The organism is Morganella morganii, from assembly GCF_041099235.1.
GTDB classification, from domain to species: Bacteria; Pseudomonadota; Gammaproteobacteria; order Enterobacterales; family Enterobacteriaceae; genus Morganella; species Morganella morganii_E.
Genome location: NZ_JBFZSO010000003.1, coordinates 42,066 through 65,083 on the forward strand (window position 1 = coordinate 42,066; position 23,018 = coordinate 65,083).

General features: G+C 51.4%; 19 protein-coding genes. 16 read left to right on the top strand and 3 right to left on the bottom strand.

Translation table 11 applies throughout. The annotated features are described in order from the left end of the window. Positions 1 to 102 precede the first annotated feature (102 nt). The 7 genes from AB7038_RS06220 (at position 103) to map (ending at position 5,983) form a co-directional block, all read left to right on the top strand. Positions 103 to 1,002: a DMT family transporter gene (locus tag AB7038_RS06220; RefSeq protein ID WP_369452957.1), complete on the top strand. Its 900-nt coding sequence runs from the start codon at positions 103 to 105 to the stop codon at positions 1,000 to 1,002. Between the two features lie 618 nt (positions 1,003 to 1,620). After that, a complete protein-coding gene (locus AB7038_RS06225; RefSeq protein ID WP_072871831.1) occupies positions 1,621 to 1,833 on the top strand; it encodes a hypothetical protein in 213 nt (70 codons plus the stop codon). 258 nt (positions 1,834 to 2,091) lie between these two features. Further along, positions 2,092 to 2,343: a GDCCVxC domain-containing (seleno)protein gene (locus AB7038_RS06230; RefSeq protein ID WP_072871683.1), complete on the top strand. Its 252-nt coding sequence runs from the start codon at positions 2,092 to 2,094 to the stop codon at positions 2,341 to 2,343. 1,038 nt (positions 2,344 to 3,381) lie between these two features. Continuing rightward, the gene (gene trpS, locus AB7038_RS06235) at positions 3,382 to 4,395 is read left to right on the top strand and encodes a tryptophan--tRNA ligase (RefSeq protein WP_369452958.1); all 1,014 of its coding nucleotides are present in this window, start codon (positions 3,382 to 3,384) and stop codon (positions 4,393 to 4,395) included. Positions 4,396 to 4,493: 98 nt separating this feature from the next. Then, complete coding sequence (locus AB7038_RS06240) at positions 4,494 to 4,847, top strand: hypothetical protein (protein ID WP_108657411.1); 354 nt, start codon at positions 4,494 to 4,496, stop codon at positions 4,845 to 4,847. 160 nt (positions 4,848 to 5,007) lie between these two features. Continuing rightward, complete coding sequence (locus AB7038_RS06245; protein WP_004241949.1) at positions 5,008 to 5,214, top strand: ParD-like family protein; 207 nt, start codon at positions 5,008 to 5,010, stop codon at positions 5,212 to 5,214. Next, a complete protein-coding gene (map, locus tag AB7038_RS06250) occupies positions 5,207 to 5,983 on the top strand; it encodes a type I methionyl aminopeptidase (protein ID WP_004236966.1) in 777 nt (258 codons plus the stop codon). The genes AB7038_RS06245 and map overlap by 8 nt, the downstream gene beginning before the upstream one ends. Positions 5,984 to 6,051: 68 nt before the next feature. Here the strand turns inward: map and AB7038_RS06255 are convergent, their stop codons facing one another. Then, complete coding sequence (locus AB7038_RS06255) at positions 6,052 to 6,645, bottom strand: TetR/AcrR family transcriptional regulator (RefSeq protein WP_368888618.1); 594 nt, start codon at positions 6,643 to 6,645, stop codon at positions 6,052 to 6,054. A 144-nt stretch (positions 6,646 to 6,789) separates the two neighbouring features. On the opposite strand from AB7038_RS06255, the gene AB7038_RS06260 reads away from it, so the two are divergent. The 3 genes from AB7038_RS06260 (at position 6,790) to tadA (ending at position 9,598) form a co-directional block, all read left to right on the top strand. Then, positions 6,790 to 8,268: an MFS transporter gene (locus AB7038_RS06260; RefSeq protein WP_369452959.1), complete on the top strand. Its 1,479-nt coding sequence runs from the start codon at positions 6,790 to 6,792 to the stop codon at positions 8,266 to 8,268. A gap of 98 nt (positions 8,269 to 8,366) precedes the next feature. Continuing rightward, positions 8,367 to 9,005, top strand: coding sequence for a leucine efflux protein LeuE (leuE, locus tag AB7038_RS06265; RefSeq protein WP_004236962.1), 639 nt, complete (start codon positions 8,367 to 8,369; stop codon positions 9,003 to 9,005). Between the two features lie 65 nt (positions 9,006 to 9,070). Then, a complete protein-coding gene (gene tadA / locus AB7038_RS06270; RefSeq protein WP_349418456.1) occupies positions 9,071 to 9,598 on the top strand; it encodes a tRNA adenosine(34) deaminase TadA in 528 nt (175 codons plus the stop codon). Here the strand turns inward: tadA and mltF are convergent, their stop codons facing one another. Next, positions 9,599 to 11,038 (bottom strand): membrane-bound lytic murein transglycosylase MltF, encoded by a 1,440-nt coding sequence (gene mltF, locus AB7038_RS06275; protein ID WP_368888616.1) that lies wholly within the window; start codon positions 11,036 to 11,038, stop codon positions 9,599 to 9,601. Between the two features lie 261 nt (positions 11,039 to 11,299). Here mltF and purL point away from each other — a divergent pair, with 261 nt between their 5' ends. The 6 genes from purL (at position 11,300) to glnB (ending at position 21,532) form a co-directional block, all read left to right on the top strand. Beyond that, positions 11,300 to 15,187: a phosphoribosylformylglycinamidine synthase gene (purL, locus tag AB7038_RS06280; RefSeq protein WP_369452960.1), complete on the top strand. Its 3,888-nt coding sequence runs from the start codon at positions 11,300 to 11,302 to the stop codon at positions 15,185 to 15,187. 660 nt (positions 15,188 to 15,847) lie between these two features. Then, the gene (locus tag AB7038_RS06285; protein WP_368888614.1) at positions 15,848 to 17,287 is read left to right on the top strand and encodes a sensor histidine kinase; all 1,440 of its coding nucleotides are present in this window, start codon (positions 15,848 to 15,850) and stop codon (positions 17,285 to 17,287) included. Between the two features lie 21 nt (positions 17,288 to 17,308). Beyond that, positions 17,309 to 18,103, top strand: coding sequence for a two-component system QseEF-associated lipoprotein QseG (gene qseG, locus AB7038_RS06290; protein WP_015422610.1), 795 nt, complete (start codon positions 17,309 to 17,311; stop codon positions 18,101 to 18,103). Positions 18,104 to 18,110: 7 nt separating this feature from the next. Then, positions 18,111 to 19,451 (top strand): two-component system response regulator GlrR, encoded by a 1,341-nt coding sequence (glrR, locus tag AB7038_RS06295; protein ID WP_072871698.1) that lies wholly within the window; start codon positions 18,111 to 18,113, stop codon positions 19,449 to 19,451. Positions 19,452 to 19,558: 107 nt separating this feature from the next. Further along, on the top strand, positions 19,559 to 21,181 hold the full coding sequence (locus AB7038_RS06300) for an NAD+ synthase (RefSeq protein WP_369452961.1): 1,623 nt from the start codon (positions 19,559 to 19,561) through the stop codon (positions 21,179 to 21,181). A gap of 12 nt (positions 21,182 to 21,193) precedes the next feature. Next, positions 21,194 to 21,532, top strand: a complete 339-nt coding sequence (glnB, locus tag AB7038_RS06305; RefSeq protein ID WP_004236946.1) for a nitrogen regulatory protein P-II — start codon at positions 21,194 to 21,196, stop codon at positions 21,530 to 21,532. Between the two features lie 242 nt (positions 21,533 to 21,774). Here glnB and hmpA read toward each other — a convergent pair whose 3' ends face one another. Then, entirely contained in the window at positions 21,775 to 22,956 is a 1,182-nt protein-coding gene (hmpA, locus tag AB7038_RS06310; RefSeq protein ID WP_369452962.1) for an NO-inducible flavohemoprotein, read from the bottom strand. Positions 22,957 to 23,018: the final 62 nt, after the last annotated feature.

Genomic DNA, 23,018 nt, shown 5'->3' on the forward strand with positions numbered 1-23,018 from the left:
TAAAAATTATTTTAAAACCCACAACTATTTTGATAAATAACAAGCCTGCATTGTGGTCACCATGTTACGGTCGGATAAATATTAACCAGGCTGGAGCGGGATATGCCTTATTTATTCTTAACGCTGGCAGCGTGTTTCTGGGGCGGGAACTATGTTGTCGGGCATCTTTTGGTGACAGAAGCAGACCCGGTGATTTTATCGCAACTGCGCTGGCTGGTGACGGCGGTTTTACTGATGACGCTGTATTTCAGTCAGGTGAAACAGCAGTGGGAATTCATGAAAAAGGCAAAAGGGATAATTCTGTTTCTGTCGTTATGCGGACAGGTTTTATTCCCCGTCACATTGTATATCGGTCTGCAATATACCACAGCGCTTAATGCTGCTATTTATATGTCGGCAACACCGTCAATTGTTTTACTGATCAATGCGCTGGTGTTTAAAGAAAAAATTCAGGGGAAAAATTATATCGGCGTATTATTGAGTACGTTAGGTGTGATTTATCTGATATTCAAAGGTAATCTGAATTTTTCAGAAGTGATCAGTCATCTGAATAAAGGGGATTTGTGGGCGCTGGGGTCAGCCATCAGTTGGGCGTTATATTGTGCTTTTTTAAGACTGAAACCCCGCGAGGTAAAGGGTAATGCATTTGTGGCCATAAGCTCAGTGACCGGCAGCCTGATGATGTTACCGATACTGATTATTTACCTGTTTTCACACGATTTTCAGATCAGTAATATAGGTAACTATGCCTCGCCGCTGTTTATATCCGGGCTTGCCTATCTGGTTATTTTCCCGTCATGGCTCTCATACTTACTGTGGAATAAAGGTATCCTGACTATCGGCGCAACAAGAGGGGAGATTTTCTCTCACCTGATCCCGCTGAGTGGCGGTTTCTTTGGTGTTCTTTTCCTCAGTGAAAAATTACACAGTTTCCATTTTTTAAGTGGTGCTTTAATTATATCCGGAATTTATTTTTGTTCTTCTGCGAAAAAACAGGGATAAAGTAAAGGGGTATGATGCTTGTTATTTTTTATTTATTTCCATTGGTAAATAATAACGGGTGTCATTAATCCCGGTTATTTGATAAATTAATATCACAGGTGGCAGGGTTCCGGGACATAGAAATTCATCTCCTGTGATAAAGAAACTGGCCACATCCGTACTGGCACAATCAAATACTAAAAAACAAACCGGAGCGATATTGAAACTCTGGCCTCTGATGTACTGAAAAGTGATCAGTATGATGAAAAAAACCAAAGATTTTGCAGTATCGGCACTGTCTCAGGCTAATAAAGAACGATTCAGTCCGTGTAAGTAATGTGTTATTTAATAACAGTCAGTAATTAAAATTGAGTTGTAAGATAAATAATGGAATTACTTTTTATTGAAGAGGGTGGTAATAGGTAATTTCTGATTATATTATCGCTATGAATAAGAAATAAGACTACGGATTAGTTAACATGAATACCGGTATATACGGATTACTCTCTGTTTTTTGTGGTATAACAAATGAATTCTTGATTAATATTTAAATAATATGGAGTATATATGCACATACCATGACTTTACCTGTAAACCGGTATGTCGTTATATGACTTTTTTATTGATAAGGATATCCGTATGAAAGAATTATCTGTTCATGAATGTGAAGCTGTCAGCGGCAGCGGAATCGCTGATTTTTTCCGGCCGGGAACCGGTGATGTTTCTCCGCCGGTAACACCGGAAAAAACTGGTGGTAAGCTGATTATCGGCGGGGGAATCGGCCTCGGCTTTGGGGTATTCCCGTTTATCATCGGTGTTTTTATTGGCGGGATTGTCAAAATTCCCCGCTGATGCAAGGTAGTAAATAAGGTCACTGTGGTGACCTTTTTTTGTGGCCGCAAGAAAGAGGAAGGAATAAAAAAAGCCCGGACACAAAATGTGACCGGGCGGAAAGGATATAGGTATGATAATCATGAACAGTATGGAAAGTTCATGTGTGTATAATAAAGGAGGCTGTCTAAACAAAAACACAACACAAGGCCGTTACAGGGAAACCGGTGGCGGGTGTTGTCTTATACGATGTCACACCATAATCAGAGGCATAAAGAAATGGAAAATTCAGCAGCAATTGAATTGCAGTCGACACTGCGTTGTCCGGTTTGCGGATCAGAAAAAACAGAAACGATGCCGGTGAATGCCTGTCAGTGGTTTTATGAATGTGAGCACTGCCATACATTATTAAAACCACTTCAGGGTGATTGCTGCGTATTTTGTTCTTACGGCACGGTGGCTTGTCCGCCGGTGCAGGAAGCCGCACTGACAGGTAAAAAATCCTGCTGCTGTCCGTCATCCGGGGAATAAAAAATACCCGCACAGGTTAGTGTGCGGGTAAATCATGTCAGAACGTGTACCTGCACAGTCATGAGCAGATCAGTAATGTGAATATCAATTAATTAAAACTGCTTATCAATATAGCCGCTGTACGGAAGATGTACAGTATAAAAATGTATTCACGGTTATTTTTAGTATTTACACGTAGTGGTTTGTATCAGGCCGGGTATATGTATTGATGGATGATTTATTCATTAAATACAATATAATGGCGGGATGCTGATCAGGGTTTTTCGCAGAAAATAAAAAAGCCTCTGAACAAATGAAACCGGTTCAGAGGCGTCAGGTGTTACTTTCAGCTTGGTAACATCTTAAAGATAGTTAAATTATATGAATTAGTCAAAAAGTGATTAGTCTGAAAATGTGCTTTTGCCGGGAAGGAAAGGGAGAATAGGGTATTGCACGGAATCATAAATGAAAACGCCTTTCAGTTTTGATATAACACTGAAAGGCGTTCAGAGAGACAATACGTCTGCGTTCATTTAATCATCCCATTTCGGGCTCATGACGGTGGCAAACAGACAGGATAAGATAATAAATCCGAGTGTCAGTAAAAACATATATTCTCCTTAATATAACTTTAATCTGATCCGATAAACATTCTCCGGCAGAGGGTGATAAATCATAATGTGTTCTCACTGACTGATTCTACCGGATAAAACCGGTAACTCAATGAAAGAAAACTGATTTATTGTCATGATTTGTCATTTTGTCCGGGGTGTGCTGACAAAGAAAAAAGTATGTAAATAAAAACAGCAGAAATGAAAATATCCGTCACAGCCAAAAAAAGATTGGTAATAAGATATAAAGGTTGTACATTGTCAGCATGATGAATAATAAAATTTCAGGCTGTTTATCACACAATGCTTTCTGGTGGCGCACAACGTGCGGCGCCGGTTTTGTTATTCAGTTTTAATTGCAAAAATCGCCGCCGGAGTGCGGCGATTTCATTTCAGACATATTGCATTCACCCCGGCGGCCTCTGATCACAATAAAAGAGGAAATCGTATGTCTGTTCATCACACCCAATCCGTTATTCTGACCGGCGACCGTATCACCGGGCCGTTACACCTCGGACACTATACCGGCTCGCTGCAACAGCGGGTCGCACTCCAGCATTCTGCAGTGCAATATATTCTGATGGCGGATATGCAGGGACTGACGGATAACGGTGCGCAACCCGAAAAAGTAAACCGTTATTTTTATGATGTGGCGGCGGATTATCTGGCGGCAGGCATCGATCCCGCCTGTTCGGTGATTTGCCTGCAATCGGCGCTGCCCGCACTGGCTGAACTGACTTTGCTGTATCTCAATCTGGTGACCGTTTCCCGGCTGGAGCGGAATCCGACCGTTAAACAGGAAATCATTCAGAAGCAGTTCTCCCGTACACTGCCTGCGGGGTTTCTGATCTATCCGGTCAGTCAGGCGGCGGATATCACCGCGTTTAAAGCTGATCTGGTGCCGGTCGGGGAAGATCAGCTGCCGATGATTGAACAAACCAATGAGATTGTCAGCAAAATCAATCATATTACCGGGCAGGAATTACTGGTTTACTGCCGTGCTGAAATAGGTAAAACCGGCCGTCTGCCGGGGATTGACGGTAACGGTAAGATGTCCAAATCACTGGGAAATGCCATTAATCTCTCTGTCAGTGCGGATGACCTGACGCGTGCCGTCAATGCTATGTTTACCGATCCGCAGCATCTGCGGGTGTCTGACCCCGGCCGGATTGAGGGCAATGTGGTGTTTGCGTATCTTGATGCGTTTCATCCGGATACAGCCCTGGTTGCTGAGATGAAAGCCCGTTATCAGGCGGGCGGGTTAGGTGACAGAGAGTGTAAGTCAGTGCTGAACGAATGCCTGCAGGCACTGCTGGCACCGATCCGTGAGGAACGGGCGCGGCTGATGGCGGATAAGCCTTATCTGCTCTCGGTGATCCGCAGCGGGACAGAAAAAGCGCAAGAGGTGACACAGCAGACGCTGGACCAGGTAAAAAGAGGAATGGGACTGCTTGTTTTCTGAACCGGATCGCACGAATTGTCACTTTCTGCTATGCATGTTGCTCTATCATCCGGCGGTCATCAACCTGATGAATTACAGGTACTTTTACGGATAGCATAATGATGAAAGCAAAAATTTTGATCCCGGTACTGGCAGCACTGCCGCTCTTCTTCTCCGCAGCGGCAATGGCCTGCCCGTACTGTGATAACCAGTATAATAATGGTTATCACAACCGTTATTCTGATAACAATTCTGAGGCAGTACAGGAATTCCGTCAGAAACGGGCCGAACTCAACCGGCTGTATGATGAAGGTGTGGCGGAAACGGATGATAAAGCCGCTGCACTGATTAATGACCTGGATAAACTCAGCGAAAAAATCCGGGCGGAATCACGGCAGAACCGAAATCAGTCATACCGTTACAACGATGATTATGATAACGGCCGTTATCACCGTCGCGGCGGTTGCTGGTAATTTTATTCCTGCGCAACAGCGCGGCATATGCTTAAGCAGTGCCGCGTTTTTTTTTGCGGATTATGCTGAATAAGCAGGATGCGATTGATTCCCGTTTGCGGGAGGTCTACTATATGAACCATATCTGTTTTATATATGGTTTATCAGTTAAGGATTTCACGTGGGTATTGTTAAAATCTCCGATGAATTACATGAATATCTGCGCCGGGCGAGCACAGTGATGTCGCGCTCTATCAATGCTCAGGCAGAATTCTGGATCAAAATCGGAATGCAGGCTGAAATGAATCCGGATAAAACCTTCACAATGCTTGTCAGCGAAATGCTGGAAAAAGAATCTGTCAGCCGGAAAGGAGAACAGCATGAGTAGTATCGTTATAAAAACACCTGAAGAAATTGAGCTGATGCGGGAATCAGGCCGTCTGCTGGCAAGCGTTTTTGCCATGCTGGACGATTTCATTAAACCGGGTGTTTCCACGCTGGCGATTAATGACAAAGTTGAAGATTATATTGTGAATACCCTTCAGTCACGCCCTGCCAGTAAAGGGCAGTACGGGTTTCAGTATGTGCTGAATACCTCGCTGAATGAAGTGGTGTGCCATGGCGTTCCGAAAGCGGACGAACTGGTGAAAGACAAAGATATCATTAACGTGGATATCACTCTGGAAAAGAACGGCTTTATTGCCGATTCCAGTAAAATGTATGTGATGCCTGAAGCGTCACCGCTGGCCCGTAAACTGGTGAAAACCACCTATGATGCCATGTGGGAAGGTATTCAGCAGGTGAAACCGGGCGCGACGCTGGGGGATATCGGTTCTGCTATTCAGCATTATGCCGAGTCACGCGGTTACAGCGTGGTGCGTGAGTATTGCGGTCACGGCATCGGCCGTGAGATGCATGAAGCCCCGCAGGTGCTGCACTATGGTGTGCGCGGTAAAGGAACGGAACTGAAAGAGGGGATGACCTTTACTATCGAGCCGATGATTAACCAGGGCGGCGCAAAAATTAAAACCAAAAAAGATGGCTGGACGGTGGTGACGCGGGATAAAAAATTATCTGCGCAGTCCGAGCACACCATTCTGGTGACCGCGACCGGCTATGAAGTGTTAACTCTGCGTGCGGATGAAACATTACGCTGATTTTTATCTGTATAAACAACAGAGTGTGAAAAGCCCGGCTGCGACCGGGCTTTTTTTATCCGGGGTGGTCAGCCTTTCAGAAAGCGCAGAAACTGTTCATACAGCACGCCGCCCAGCGTCTGTGCGGTGTACTGTCCGGATTGCGGCAGGCTATCCACCGCTGCATGCATGCCGTGATAAATAATCATGGCCGTGATATCCGGATGTGCCACCCGCCAGTGGCTGTGCTTCTCACCTTCCGCAATCAGGGCAAGCAGCTGATTCAGCACGGCATTCTCATGGTCATTGCCCTGCTGGTGAAACCCCTGATGGAACAGGACATCATGCAGTTTCTGTTTCTCAGTATAGGCCGTGACAGAACGGTCACACCAGGCGGCCAGTCTGGCGTCCGCATCACCCGCCGTACAGGCATCCATCGCCTGCTGTGTCTGTGACAAAAACCAGTCCATATAACGGTGGCGCAATGCCTCGTAAATATCCGGTTTGGCGGCAAAATAGTGGTAATAGGTTCCTTTGGCGACACCGGCCCGCGCCACAATATCACTGACTGTAGTGGCATCAAATCCCTTTTCGAGAAACAGTGATTCGGCGGCATCCATCAGTTCATTGATCCGGACGTCGGCAGGTTTAAAACGGGGTTTCTGTTCTGCTGACTGAGTCATAAATGCGCCTTGTATAACGGAAAACCCTGATTATGCCATTTCCGGGATATGAAGGCGAAAAAAACACGCAAATGAAATACGTTCTCATTTCAATTGACCGTCGGTCGGTCAATGTGTATTCTGCCTCTGTGAAAGGAGAACACGATGAACCGACTTCGTTATTTTGCCCTTACCACCGCGATTTGCCTGGGCACTTTTATGGCAACGCTGGATATCAGTATTGTGAATGTGGCACTGCCGGCCATTCAGCATGATCTGGATGCGCCGATGGTGTCATTGCAGTGGCTGATAGATGCTTATGCATTGTGTTTATCCGCCCTGATCCTGTCAGCCGGTCCGCTGAGTGACCGTTACGGGCGCAAAAAGATGTGGCTGGCGGGTGTGCTGATTTTTACTGTCGGCTCACTGCTTTGTGCGCTGGCGGATACACTGCCGCTGTTGCTGGCGGGGAGGGTGGTACAGGGAATCGCGGCAGCACTGCTGATCCCCGGCGCATTGTCGCTGATCACACATACCTTTGCGGATAATCAGCAGCGTATCCGTGTGATTGGTATCTGGTCATCGGTCAGTGCGCTGTCACTGATTACCGGGCCTATCCTTGGCGGTGTACTGGTGCATACCACCGGCTGGGAAGGCATTTTTCTGATCAATATTCCGGTTGGGATAATCACGTTTCTGCTCGGGCAGTACGGTATCCGCGAAAGTGCAGACCCGGAGAAAGCAGCGTTTGACCCGGCAGGACAGGTGCTGAGTATCGCAGCGCTGGGCTGTGTGACGTACGGGCTGACAGAGGCGGGTATTCATGGCTGGCTGCATCCGCTGACGCTGTTTACTGTTACCGGAGGTATTATTTTTCTTTTATTATTTCTGTACACTGAAAACCGGGTGGCAAAACCGCTGATGCCGCTGGCGGATTTCAGACGCCGCGAGTATCTGCACTATAATCTGGCCTCGTTTGTGATTGGTTTTGCGGCTTACACCAATGTGTTTTTTATCGCCCTGTTTTTACAGAAAGCGCAGGGCTGGAATGCACTGGAGGCGGGATGGCGGATGTCGCCGGAATTTATCGCGATGGCGCTGTTTGCATTCTCTTTCGGACGGATCGCCCGCAAACTGAGTATCCGGCTGATCCTCGGTACCGGTCTGCTGCTGACCGCAGCATCCTGCGGGCTGATGACTCTGCTGACACCGTATACGCCGTATACGCTGACCGGGCTGATGTTGTTTATGCTCGGCACTGGTATGGGGTTATCGATTCCCGCCACCGGGGCGCTGATTATGCATGCTGCTGACCCGGCGCGTTCCGGCGTGGCATCGGCGACACTGAATATGATGCGCCAGACCGGTATGACGCTGGGGGTGGCACTGCTCGGCACACTGATGATACAGCGGGCGGTCAGTATTGCGCAGTACCGTCAGCTGCCGTCCGCAGAGCAGATTATCACCGGTGCACAGAGCGGAGAACTGACGGCTGCAGTGCAGAATACGGTTTATGACGCCTTTGCGGGCGGATTTAATCTGGCAATGGCAGGCGCAGCATTATCGGCAGTATGGGTATTTATCCTGATATTTTATCCCCGCCGCCGCAAAATGCCGCAGGAAAACGGGAAAATAACCTTATAACAGAGTGGGTATATCCGTGGCATCTGTTTTGTGATTTATTAATCTGAACACAAAATAATAAAAAACAGCAGCAAATTTGCACACACCACGGAGGCGTTATGTTTGAAAATCTGGGCATACTGAATATCGGTACTTATATTATCGGCGTTATTTTTATTATTCTTGTGCCGGGGCCGAACTCGCTGTATGTCCTTAAATCCAGTGCGACATTCGGGTATAAAAAAGGTTATCAGGCCGCACTGGGCGTATTTACCGGTGATGCGGTACTGATCATGTTGTCATTTCTGGGTGTGGCCTCAGTGATTAAAGCCTCTCCGGCTTTATTTACCGCCGTGCGTTACCTCGGTGCTGCATATTTATTGTATCTGGGACTGAAAATCCTCTATGCCACTTTTATGCAGAAGAAGGGGCATCATGAGGATAAACCGCTGAAAGCGGAAAATGCCTTTAATAAAGCGCTGATCCTGAGTCTGACAAACCCGAAAGCGATTCTGTTTTATGTCTCTTTCTTTATCCAGTTTATTGATTTTAATTATTCTCATCCTGCGGTGAGTTATGGTGTGCTGGCGCTGATTCTGGAAACGGTCAGCTTTTTGTATCTCTCCTTTTTAATTTACAGCGGCACTAAGTTATCGCAGTTCTTCCGCCACAAAAAGCAGGCGGCAAAAGTGGGTAACAGTACCATCGGGCTGTTTTTCATGGGATTTGCCGCCAAACTGGCGCTGTTTACGGCGTAAAGACACTGCCTGTCTGCTGAAAGTGACGCTATACTGTGCCTGATTTTAAACAAGCAGGTATTCACGTGACTGACAGTACAACACCTTATAATAATGATGAATTCTGGATGAGGCAGGCGCTGGCGCTGGCGGAAGAGGCGGCGCTGGCCGGGGAGATCCCGGTCGGGGCGGTGCTGGTGAAAGATAATCAGCGTATTGCCGGTGGCTTTAATCAGCCGATCCTCAGCCATGACCCGACGGCCCACGCTGAAATTGTCACGCTGCGCGGGGCCGGGGCGGTGCTGGAAAATTATCGTCTGACCGATGCCACACTGTATGTCACCCTCGAACCCTGCATGATGTGTGCCGGGGCCCTGATCCACAGCCGGATCAAACGTCTGGTGTACGGCGCGGCAGAGCCGAAAACCGGTGCTGCGGGATCATTTATTGATTTGCTGACCTTACCGCGTCTTAATCATTATATGGAAGTGACGGGGGGCGTGCTGGGGGAGGAGTGTTCAGCTATGCTCAGTGAATTTTTCCGCCGCCGCCGTGCGGAGAAAAAAGCCCTGAAAAAACAGCATGCGGACAATCCGCAGACAGAGAATGAGTGATCAGTCCGGTGCGGCAGAGGTCAGAATCTCTGCCGTTTCTTCTTGCGGCTGCTGTAACAGCAGCTCTTCCTGATGTAAATCGAGATAGCCCTGTAAACTGAGCTGGTAACGGCGCACTCCCTCCACATAGCGGTAGGCTTCGTAACCGCGCGCATAGCCGTACGGCAGAGACTGATAATAGGCTTTTTTGCTCAGCAGTGGCAGACGGGATTTCACATCCAGCCAGCTGTCCGGATCCGCCCCCTGCATCTCGGTCAGTTTGCGGACATCCAGCATATGACCGTAGCCCATATTATAAGCGGCCAGGGCAAACCAGATTTTTTCATCATCAGGGATGGAGTCCGGTAGTTTGTCCATCAGATAATTTATATAGGTCCCGCCGCCCTTGATGCTCTGTTCGGGGTCCAGGCGATCTTCAATCCCGAAGAAATCCGCTGTTGGTCGTGTCAGCATCATAATGCCGCGCACGCCGGTCGGTGAGGTGGCGGTCGGGTTCCAGTGTGATTCCTGCCAGGCAATCGCCGCCAGGATCTGCCAGTCCATTTTCCCTGCGTACTTTTCAAACAGCGGGCGGTAAGTGGCCAGCTGGGTGTTGATGGCATTAATAAAGGTTTTGGTATCCACATAATTAAACTGATTCATGTGGCTGAAATATTTCTCTTCCAGACGCGCCAGAGTGTCGGTTTCCCGTGTCTGGTTGAAAAAATCCAGCAGGGCGGCGTTCAGGCTGCTGTCTTCGCTGCGCTTCAGATACCAGGTCAGCGGCTGGTTTTCCGTGACCTCAAAGGCCACCGTGACATTCGGATGAATATGCTGCTCCTGTGCCACGCTGACAGAATCGCTGACGACATAATCAATCTCACCTTTCGCCAGCCGCTGAAGCAGATGGCTGCTGTTTTTATCGGCAACTTCGCGGATATCCAGATCCGGATATTTATCCGCTTTGAGCTGGCGGAGCAGACGGGCGTGAGCACTGCCGGCTGTGACCCAGACCGGAGAGCCGAGATCACCCAAATCCCGCGGACGTTTGTTACCCATGCGGTAGAGAAGCTGCTGCGCGACGGTGTAATACGCCGGGCCGCTCAGCGCGGTATCCAGGCGGTCTTCATTATAGATAAGCCCTGCGGCGAGCAGATCGGCATCATTATTGGCAAGATCGCTGAACAGGTCATTGACGCCGTCGCGTTCCCGCACCACCAGTTTTACACCGAGGTAGTCCGCGAAACGCTGCGCCAGTTCGTAATCAAAACCGCTGGCCTGTCCCTGCTTATTAAAGCTGATAAGCGGTGATGCTACCGCGCTGACACGCAGTTCCCCCCGCGCGAGAATACGGTTGAGCTGCGGCTGCTGCGATGGCCAGCTGATATTGATGGCGATCAGCGCCGCAGCGAACAGCGCGACGACGACGATAACGACATAATTTAGCTTTTTATGTACCAAAGGCGCATCTCACCGGTTACACAAAAAAGTTCATTCTGAGGCATAAATTACCATGGTTATATTTCCAGTAATCGGACATTTTGCTCAACATTTTGTCACTGTGCAACTTTATTCCGTTTTCCGGGGCTGAAATCCGGAAAAAATCCCCCCGGGAAAAAACGTCACGCAAACGGTTTCGTCTGCGTCAGTATTGCTCTATAATGTGCCCGTTTCCCCTCCGGGCCGATGGCTCTGCGTGTTAAAAAGAGAGAACTGACAACTATGGAAATTTTGCGTGGCTCACCTGTGTTATCTGCGTTTCGCGTATCAAAATTTATCAGCGCGTTCACTGAACACCACCTGCCGGTGACCAACATCTATGCGGAATATGTGCATTTTGCTGATCTTTCCGCACCCCTGACCGACGATGAGCACACCAAATTACAGCAACTGCTCCGCTACGGCCCGTCGCTGGCGGAACATGCGCCGGAAGGGATCCTGTTTCTTGTCACGCCGCGCCCGGGAACATTATCTCCCTGGTCATCGAAAGCCACGGATATCGCGCATAACTGCGGTCTGTCAGCCGTTACCCGGCTGGAGCGGGGGATCGCCTACTATATTACTACCACAGGGCTGACAGAGAATGAACATCAGCAACTGAGTGCACTGCTGCATGACCGCATGACAGAAACGGTTTTCAGCGAACTGTCACAGGCACAGGCACTGTTTGCCCGTCATGAGCCGGCACCGCTGACCGTTATTGACCTCGCCGGTCAGGGACGTGCGGCACTGGAAAAAGCCAATATTTCGCTGGGGCTGGCGCTGGCGGAAGATGAAATTGATTATCTGGCGGATGCATTCACCAGGCTCGGGCGCAATCCGTCCGATGCGGAACTCTATATGTTTGCCCAGGCAAACTCCGAACACTGCCGTCACAAGATTTTTAATGCTGACTGGGTGATTGATGGCGAAGAGCAGCCGAAATCCCTGTTTAAGATGATTAAAAACACCTTCGAACAGACACCGGATCATGTGCTGTCCGCGTATAAAGATAATGCGGCGGTGATGGAAGGTTCCTCTGCCGGGCGTTTCTTCCCTGAAGGGGAAGCGCGCAGCTATCAGTATCATCAGGAAGAGACTCATATCCTGATGAAGGTGGAAACTCACAACCACCCGACCGCCATTTCCCCGTGGCCGGGGGCGGCAACCGGCTCCGGCGGTGAAATCCGTGATGAAGGTGCGACCGGGCGCGGTGCCAAACCGAAAGCGGGATTAACCGGGTTTTCTGTCTCCAACCTGCGCATCCCGGGCTTTACCCAGCCGTGGGAGCAGGATTTCGGCAGACCGGATCGCATTGTCAGCGCCTATGACATCATGACCGAAGGCCCGCTCGGCGGCGCGGCATTTAATAACGAATTCGGTCGCCCGGCACTGCTCGGCTATTTCCGGACCTATGAAGAGAAAGTCAGCAGCCACAACGGCGAGGAACTGCGCGGTTACCATAAACCGATTATGCTGGCGGGCGGTATCGGCAATATCCGTGCTGACCACGTACAGAAAGGGGAGATCCCGCCGGGCGCGAAACTGGTTGTATTAGGCGGCCCGTCGATGAATATCGGCCTGGGCGGCGGCGCGGCTTCCTCCATGACATCCGGTCAGTCGGATGCGGATCTGGATTTTGCCTCTGTGCAGCGCGATAACCCGGAAATGGAACGCCGCTGCCAGGAAGTGATCGACGCCTGCTGGCAATTGGGTGATAACAACCCGATCCTGTTTATCCATGATGTGGGTGCGGGCGGCCTGTCCAACGCCATGCCGGAACTGGTCAGTGATGGCGGGCGCGGCGGACGTTTTGAGCTGCGTGATATTCTCAGTGACGAGCCGGGCATGAGCCCGCTGGAAATCTGGTGTAACGAATCCCAGGAGCGCTATGTGCTGGCGGTCTCGCCTGAGCAGCTGCCGTTGTTTGAGGCACTCTGTCAGCGCGAGCGCGCGCCGTATGCGGTGATTGGTGAAGCGACAGAAAAACGTGACCTGATCCTGAATGACCGCCATTTTGATAATCAGCCGATTGATATGCCGCTGGATATCCTGCTGGGTAAAACCCCGAAAATGCGCCGCGATGTCACCACACTGACTGCGGATGGCACACCGATTGACCGCCGTGATATCAATCTGCATGAAGCGGTTAAACGTGTGCTGCACTTACCGGCGGTGGCGGAAAAAACTTTCCTGATCACCATTGGTGACCGTACGGTGACCGGTATGGTTTCCCGCGATCAGATGGTCGGTCCGTGGCAGATCCCGGTGGCGGATTGCGCGGTGACCACCGCCAGCCTCGACAGTTACTACGGCGAGGCAATGTCCATCGGTGAACGTGCGCCGGTCGCACTGCTTGATTTTGCCGCTTCAGCGCGTATGGCGGTGGCGGAAGCGCTGCTGAACATTGCCGGTGTGCAGATTGGCGATATTAAGCGGATTAAATTATCCGCTAACTGGATGGCGGCTGCCGGGCATCCGGGCGAAGATGCCGGGTTATATGCGGCGGTAAAAGCGGTGGGTGAGGAGTTATGTCCGGCGCTCGGCCTGACTATCCCGGTCGGTAAAGATTCCATGTCGATGAAAACCCGCTGGAATGAGCAGGGCGAAGAGCGCGAGATGACCTCGCCGCTGTCGCTGGTGATCACCGCATTTGCCCGTGTGGATGATGTACGCCGGACCGTCACGCCGCAACTGCGGAGCGATGTGGCGAACCGTCTGCTGCTGGTGGATCTGGGGGAAGGCCGTAATACCCTCGGCGCAACTGCGCTGGCTCAGGTGTATCGACAGCTGGGACAGAAAGGCGCGGATCTGCGTAATCCGCAGGCGCTGCGCGCATTCTTTGACACCACGCAGACGCTGGTGCGGGATGAAAAACTGCTGGCGTATCATGACCGTTCAGACGGCGGTCTGTTTGTTACACTGGCGGAAATGGCGTTTGCCGGACACTGCGGTGTGAATGCGGATATCAGTGCATTTGATGAGGATATCCTCGGTGCGCTGTTTACCGAAGAGCCGGGTGCTGTGCTCCAGGTGCGTGAAGCGGATCTGGATGGCGTAGTGCAGGCCTTCACCGATGCCGGGCTGGCAGATATGCTGCATGTTCTCGGTGAAGCTGTACCGGGGGATGATTTTATTGTCCGCAGCCACAATACAGAAGTCTATCATCAGTCCTGCCGTGAACTGCGCATCATGTGGGCGGAAACCACCTGGCAGATGCAGCGTCAGCGCGATAACCCGGCCTGTGCGGATGAAGAGCACGAAGCGAAACAGGATCTGACAGACCCGGGTCTCAACGTGGTACTGACGTTCGATCAGAATGAGGATATCGCCGCGCCGTATATTGTAAAAGGTGTGCGTCCGCGAGTCGCGGTGCTGCGTGAGCAGGGGGTTAACTCCCATGTGGAAATGGCGGCTGCTTTCCACCGTGCCGGGTTTGATGCCATCGATGTGCATATGAGCGACCTGCTGAACGGGCATCTTCCGCTGGACAGTTTTCAGGCGCTGGTTGCCTGCGGCGGCTTCTCTTACGGGGACGTGCTGGGTGCCGGTGAAGGCTGGGCGAAATCGATTCTGTTCAATCCGCAGGTACGGGATGAATTTGCACAGTTCTTTGCGCGTCCGGATACCTTATCACTCGGGGTCTGTAACGGCTGTCAGATGATGTCAAATCTGCGGGATCTGATCCCGGGGGCGGATTTATGGCCGCGCTTTACCCGTAACCGCTCTGAACGTTTTGAAGCGCGTTTCAGTCTGGTCGAAGTGGCACAAAGCCCGTCTCTGCTGCTGAGCGGCATGGCCGGTTCGCGGATGCCGATTGCAGTGTCTCACGGCGAAGGGCTGGCGGAATTCCGTGATGCGGCACATCAGCAGGCACTGACGGAACGCGGCCTGGTGGCGCTGCAATATGTGGATAACTACGGACAGGTCACCGAACGCTATCCGGCCAACCCGAACGGTTCACCGGACGGTATCACGGCGGTCACGACCGATGACGGTCGTGCCACTATTATGATGCCGCATCCGGAGCGAGTTTTCCGTACTGTCAGCAACTCCTGGCATCCGGAGAACTGGGGTGAGGACGGTCCGTGGCTGCGGATCTTCCGTAATGCCCGTAAACAATTAGGCTGATTTTTCATTCAGTTATCATCGCGGCGGCGGGGTTATCCCCGCCGTTTTTTTTATCTCTCTGCCGTATAAATGCTCAGTGTGTCACAGAACGACGACAACAGGGTTTTTGAGTGTCGTCAAAAGGGGACATTTAACTTACTGATATATAAGAGGGTAAAAAAGAGCAAAAAAGACTGTCGCAAATCAGAGACATTTTTTTGTAAAACAGTGAATAAACCGGAAGATAATGCACTGATAACGGTATTCAGGACTATTTTTATCAGGGGGTGAAAATATTTTCTCTTTAATAACAGTTGGTTGATATTTATTTTTCAAAGTTGGCACAGCAGTTGCAATATCCCCTGCAGTTGCTCATTCAATTTTTTATGTCGGCCCGCAATAAGGCGGAAACATGCCACATAAGCCCGGGAATGATGCCAGAGTAAGGTGCCTACCGTCCGTTAATACCGATAACTGCGCAAGCTTTATCAGACACAGGGCGACACGTTGAGTGAGGCACCACCTTAATCTCACTGACGGGACGGCAGGAAACTGTCGTCCCGTCATCATTTTATACCTTCCCTGCATTCTTTCTGTTCTCTTTTTCGCACAGATGCATCCTGATCCTTTTCTCTTATCCCGGATCCGGTTAGCATCATGCACATGACAACAGGTTAAGAGATGACAATCTTGAAAAAATGGCGATTATTTCCGCGCTCGCTGCGTCAGCTGGTAGTGGTGGCATTCTGTCTGGTATTGCTGCCGTTGCTGGGACTGGCATGGCAGGCGTATCAGAGTTTTGATGAGCTGAGTAATCAGGCGGCGCAAATCAGTATTTCAACCGTACAGGATGCGCGGCGCAGTGAGGAAATGTCGAGCCTGGCGCTGGAAATGGAGCGCAGCTACCGCCAGTACTGTGTGCTGGGTAATGAAACCCTGAAAAATGTCTGGCACAAACAGTATCTCCGCTATGAGGACTATCTCGCCCGCCAGAAGCAATCCACCCCGGATCCGCGTTATACTGATGATATCGCCAACAGTCTCGGACAGTTGTCTGTCCTGCAGTGTGAGAACGGTGAGCCGGTCGCGGCGATGACCACTCATCTGGAAGCCTTTGCCCGCAGTAATGCTGATCTGGTGCAGGCTATCCGCGAGGCGAATTTCCGGCGCGGTGAGGAACTTCAGAATGCCATCGCCCGCAAAGGCCAGTCGTTCGGCTGGCAGAGCCTGCTGGTGTTTGTTCTGAGCACCGGGCTTATCATCCTGTTTACCCGGATGATTATCGGGCCGGTGAAGGTGATTGAACGGATGGTTAACCGCCTGGGAGAAGGCCGTAATCTGATTCAGCGTCTTGATAATTTTAACGGTCCGAGAGAACTGCGCTCGCTGGCACTGCGGATTGTCTGGCTGAGTGAGCGTCTCGACTGGCTGGAATCCCAGCGTCATGAATTCCTGCGTCATATTTCCCATGAACTGAAAACCCCGCTGGCCAGTATGCGTGAAGGTACCGAACTGCTGGCGGATGAAGTCGCGGGGCCGCTGACGGCGGATCAGAAAGATGTGGTATCAATACTGAGTGAAAGCAGCCGCCATTTACAGGTGCTGATTGAACAGCTGCTGGAGTATAACCGCACGCTGGTGGACAGCCCGACTGAAGCCAAATGGGTTAACCTCGATACGGTAGTGCATGAGGTGGTCAATGCCCACAGCTTACCGGCGAGAAGCAAAGAAATCACTACGGACCTTGCTCTGGATGAAACAAGTGTCTGGGCTGAACCCGTCTTATTAACACGTGTACTCGATAATCTCTACTCAAATGCGGTACACTATGGCGCTGAATCGGGTAAGATCCGGATTACCAGCCGGAAAGCCGGTCAGCATATACAGATTGATGTCGCCAATACCGGTACGCCGATCCCGGAAGAAGAGCAGGAAATGATCTTCGAACCGTTCTATCAGGGCTCGCTTCAGCGCAAAGGTGCTGTCAAAGGCAGCGGGCTGGGACTGAGTATTGCCCGGGATTGTATTAACCGGATGGGCGGCGAACTGATATTAATCGGTTCTGAAGGTGCGGATGTATGCTTCCGTATTCAGCTTCCGTTCCACACCTTACTGGAATAACAGGTCAGCATTAACTTGAAAATGACATTTAAGTCCCTGATTGCCGCCGTCCCGCTGTTGCTGGCCGGTTGCGTAAAAACCGCAACGCCGCCGGATCTCTCCGCGCTGGCCTCTGTCGTTCTGCCGCAGGAGCGGACGGCGGATTACCGGATTGCGGATTGCCACGCTATCTGGGAACTCAACTCTGCGGCCGCGACAGAAAACGCCCTTTACTGGCTGCGGATGATGGATTGTGCTGATCTGCTCAGCAGTGACACTGCCCGGATTATGGCGGGAAAAATCACCCCGGACAGCTGGGATACCGCACTGCGCCAGAGTATTCTGCTTAATAACACCGGTACCTCCGCCAATGACAAACGTAAGGTGCTCGAGACTCTGAATGCCTACAGTGCCGGGTTCCCGGTCTCGCTGCGTCCGCTGATGACCCTGTGGCGTGATCAGCTGAAACAGGCGATTGCACTGAGTGACGAACGCCAGCGTTACCGCCGCCTGCAGAGCGATACAGACGGCAAAATTGATCAGCTGCGTGCGGTTAATTCCCGCCTGCAGTTTGAATTACAAAATACTACCCGCAAACTGGATAACCTGAGCAACATTGAACGCCAGCTGGCCGGCCGCAAACAGCCGACCAAAGCGGATGCGGAACTGGAAAATGCTCTCGAGGAACGCCGTGAGGCATTAGAAGAGGCGGCAGGTACAGCAGAGCCGAAACCGGCGGAAGCAAAACCTGCTGATGTTAAACCGGCAGAAGCCAAACCGGCTGCCGCTGAAACAAAAGCCGCAGAAACAAAACCGGCACAGGAAAAAAAGGAGTAACCCCGGCATGACAGCACGCCGCAGCGCAAACTTATTATTGGTTGATGATGATCCGGGCTTACTGAAACTGCTGGGTATGCGCCTGAGCAGTGAAGGTTTCCGGGTATCAACGGCAGAAAGCGGCCCTGAAGCGCTGAAGGTACTCAATAAAGAAAAAATCGATCTGGTCATCAGCGATCTGCGGATGGATGAAATGGATGGTATGGCACTGTTTGCCGAGATCCAGAAAACCCATTCCGGTATGCCGGTGATTATCCTGACGGCTCACGGCTCTATTCCGGATGCTGTGGCCGCCACCCGTGAGGGCGTGTTCAGCTTCCTGACCAAACCTGTGGATCGTGACGCATTATATAAAGCAATTGACGATGCGCTGGCGCTCTCTACCACCACGGTCAGTGATGAATCCTGGTGTGAGAGCATTGTTACCCGCAGCCCGCTGATGCTGCGTCTGCTGGAGCAGGCGCGTATGGTGGCGCAATCCGACGTCAGTGTGCTGATCAACGGCCAGAGCGGTACCGGGAAAGAGGTACTGGCGCAGGCCATTCACAAAGCCAGCCCGAGAGCGAAAAAACCGTTTATTGCCATTAACTGCGGCGCGCTGCCGGAACAGTTACTGGAATCCGAGCTGTTCGGCCATGCCAAAGGGGCTTTTACCGGCGCGGTGAGCAGCCGGGAAGGGCTGTTCCAGGCAGCTGAGAGCGGTACACTGTTCCTCGATGAAATCGGGGATATGCCGATGCCGCTGCAGGTCAAGCTGCTGCGTGTTCTGCAGGAGCGCAAAGTGCGCCCGCTCGGCAGTAACCGCGACATTGATATTGATGTCCGCGTCATTTCCGCGACACACCGCGATTTACCCAAGGCGATGGAAAAACACGAATTCCGTGAAGATCTCTACTACCGCCTCAATGTGGTTAACCTGAAAATTCCGACACTCCATGAGCGGGCTGAAGACATCCCGCTGCTGGCCAATCATATTCTGCGCGAAGCGGCGAAAAAACATAAGCCGTTTGTCCGCAGCTTCTCTCCGGATGCCATGAAATGCCTGATGGGCGCGAGCTGGCCGGGCAACGTCCGTCAGCTGCTTAACGTTATCGAGCAGTGTGTGGCGCTGTCCACCGTGCCGGTGATCAGTGAGGCGCTGGTGACTCAGGCGCTGGAAGGGGAAAACACAGCATTGCCGACCTTTGCGGAAGCCCGTAACCAGTTTGAACTCAATTACTTACGCAAACTTCTCCAGATGACCAAAGGTAACGTAACCAACGCTGCCCGTCTGGCGGGGCGTAACCGGACAGAGTTCTATAAATTACTGTCCCGTCATGAGCTGGATGCGGCCGACTTTAAAGAATAAGCAAAGAATCGGTGCGAACCGGCACATTTTGCTATCATCTTCATTATTAGCTGTTTTATTATTAATTTTTACATACGGTGAGATCTATCCCGGGAGAGCAGGATTTTATGCGTCGTACACTTAATATCGCCCTGGCCCAGCTGAATTTTCTGGTCGGAGATATCGAAGGCAATGGTGAACGTATTCTGGAAACCATGGCGGAACAGCAGGCGGCAGGGGCTGACCTGGTCATGTTTTCCGAACTGGCTTTGTCCGGGTATTCACCGGAAGACCTGGTTTTCCGTCCCGATTTTCATCAGCGGATAGTGCAGAGCCTCACCCGGATCCAACAGGCCAGTGGTGACTGTGCTGTGCTGGTGGGGCATCCGTGGCAGGAAAACGGTCACATTTATAACGCCCTCTCGTTCTTTGAGAAAGGAGCACTCCGCGCCCGCTATTTCAAACAGGAACTGCCGAACTACGGCGTGTTTGATGAAAAACGCTGGTTTACGGCAGGGACAGAAACCTGTGTAATCGATTTTCGCGGTTATCGTCTCGGGTTACTCATTTGTGAGGATATCTGGACCGACGGTCCGGTGGATGCCCTGAAAGCGGCCGGTGCTGAAATCATTCTGACACTGAATGCGTCACCGTATTCCACTGATAAAATTGATACCCGGGATGTACTGATACAGGCGCACTGCCGCCGTACCGGGCTGCCGCTGGTCTATCTCAACCAGGTCGGCGGGCAGGATGAACTGATTTTTGATGGTGATTCTGCCGTTTTTGCCGCAGATGGCAGTGTGACACATCGTCTTGCTGCGTTTTCGGAGCAAATCGCGCAGTGTCAGTTTACGGATTTAACCATCACGCCGATGGCAGATCCGGCACCGTCGTTACCTGTCCTGGCTCAGGTTTATCAGGGGCTGGTGCTGGCAACACGGGATTATGTCCGCAAAAATGGTTTTCAGGGAGCGCTGCTGGGTCTGTCCGGCGGGATCGATTCCGGCCTGACGGTCGCCATTGCCGCTGATGCGCTGGGTAAAGACAAAGTGCAGGCAGTGATGATGCCGTTCCGTTACACCTCGGATATCAGTATCCACGATGCCCGTGAGCAGGCAGAGCTGCTGGGTGTGGAATTTGATGTGGTGTCGATTGAGCCGGTGTTTGAAGCCTTTATGCACGAACTGGCACCGAAATTCGCCGGAACGCCGGTGGATACCACCGAAGAGAATTTACAGGCCCGCTGCCGGGCAGTGATCCTGATGGCGATGTCCAACAAACGCCGCCGCATTGTGCTGACCACCAGTAATAAAAGCGAGTGCGCTGTCGGTTACTCCACACTGTACGGGGATATGGCCGGGGGCTTTAATGTTCTGAAAGATGTGCCGAAAACCATGGTATTTGAGCTGGCAAGATACCGCAATACGCTCTCTCCGGCGATTCCGGAGCGGGTTATCACCCGTCCGCCGTCAGCAGAGCTGGCGCCGGGTCAGCTGGATCAGGACAGTCTGCCGCCGTATGACATCCTCGATGCCCTGCTGGCCGGGTATGTTGAAAAAGACATGTCCGCCGATGAACTGATCGCCGCCGGGTTTGATGAAGCGGTGGTCCGCAAGGTTATCCGGCTGGTGGATATCAATGAATACAAACGCCGCCAGTCACCGGTGGGACCGCGCATTACCGCCCGGAACTTTGGCAAAGATCGCCGTTACCCGATTACATCCGGGTTTGGCCGCAAAAATTGGTAACAGGATCTGACAATGAAAAAGATTGAGGCAATTATTAAGCCGTTTAAACTCGATGATGTCCGCGAAGCTCTGGCTGAAGTGGGGATCACCGGGATGACCGTGACAGAAGTGAAGGGGTTCGGCCGTCAGAAAGGGCATACGGAACTGTATCGCGGTGCGGAATATATGGTGGATTTTCTGCCGAAGGTAAAAATTGAAATTGTTGTCGCCGATGACATTCTCGAAACCTGCGTAGAAACCATTATGCAGACGGCACAGACCGGCAAAATCGGTGACGGTAAAATCTTTGTGTTTGATGTGGCACAGGTTGTCCGGATCCGTACCGGGGAACAGGATGAAGATGCTATCTGAGTTCTGCTGAGCATCCCTGCAAATCATACTTATCCGGCGGCTGTTATTTCTGACACCGCCGGATTTTTTTACCGGTCAGTAAAAGACGCAGAGTGTGCAGGCAAAAAAAAGAGTAACAGTGAACCGGGCGAAAGGATGGGATAGATATAAATTCGGCGGTTATGTCACTGTTACTCAAATGTGCTTCAGCTTAAGCACATACGCTGAATATCCAGCGTGTTGTTATTGTTGTTCTGTCGCGATTATAAAACTTTGTGCGGACCGAAACATTCATAATGGATCTGGTCTGCACTGACGCCCATTGCGGTCAGCTGACGTGCAATGTGCTGCATAAAGGCTACCGGGCCGCACAGGTAATAGTGGCGGATTTTACTGAGCAGAGCATCCTGCTGAGCGGTTAAATCCATCAGCCCGGTCAGGTGCGGATGAGCTTCATCTGCACGCGGCTCTCTGTACCAGACGGTCTGACTGAATGCCGGCAACTGAGCACCAAACCGGTTTACTTCCTCCGCAAAGGCATGCACGCCGCCGTGCTCTGCCGCATGCAGCCAGGTAACATCTGCCGGATGCTGTTGTGCGGCAAGAGTTTGCAGCATGGCCATCATTGGTGTTAAGCCGACACCGGCTGAAATCAGAACCACCGGGGTTTCTTTTTCTGCCTCCAGGAAAAAATCCCCCAGCGGTGGTGTCAGTCTGACCACATCACCTTCCTGCACATTGGCGTGCAGCCAGCCGGAAATCGTACCTTTATCTTCACGTTTGACAGCAATCCGGTAGGTTTTACCGTCCGGTGCCTGTGTCAGGGAATACTGGCGGATTTCCTGATTTTCCAGCGCATCATCATTGATATAGACACTGATATACTGCCCCGGGCGGTAATCCGCGACAGGCTGACCATCAACCGGCGCCAGTTCGAAACTGGTGATAAGTTCACTCTGCGGCTGTTTGCAGATCACGCGGAATTCACGCAAACCTTGCCACCCGCCCTGTGAGGCTGCCTTTTCCTGATACAGCCCGGCTTCGCGCTGAATAAAGATATCCGCCAGCACGCCATACGCTTTACCCCAGGCGGTCAGGACTTCCTCACCCGGATTGAGCAACTCTTCAATGGTGGCCAGCAGGTTTTCCCCGACAATCGGGTAATGTTCCGGTCTGATCATCAGGCTGGCGTGTTTGTTGGCAATTTTCTCCACTGCCGCACCCAGTGCGCCGAGGTTATCAATATTCATGGCATAGGCGCAGACCGCATTAAACAAGGCTTCACGCTGTGCACCGTTCTGCTGGTGACTCATGGTGAAGATATCTTTTAATTCCGGATGCTGACGAAACATGCGGTCATAGAAATGCGCGGTCAGTTTCGGGCCGGTGGCGGCAATCAGCGGGGCGGTGGATTTTACGGTGGCGATAGTTTGTGCATCGAGCATAGCAGGGCTCCTGAAAAAGCATCACATCAGTGTGAAATTTATAACATGTATTTTTTATGCAA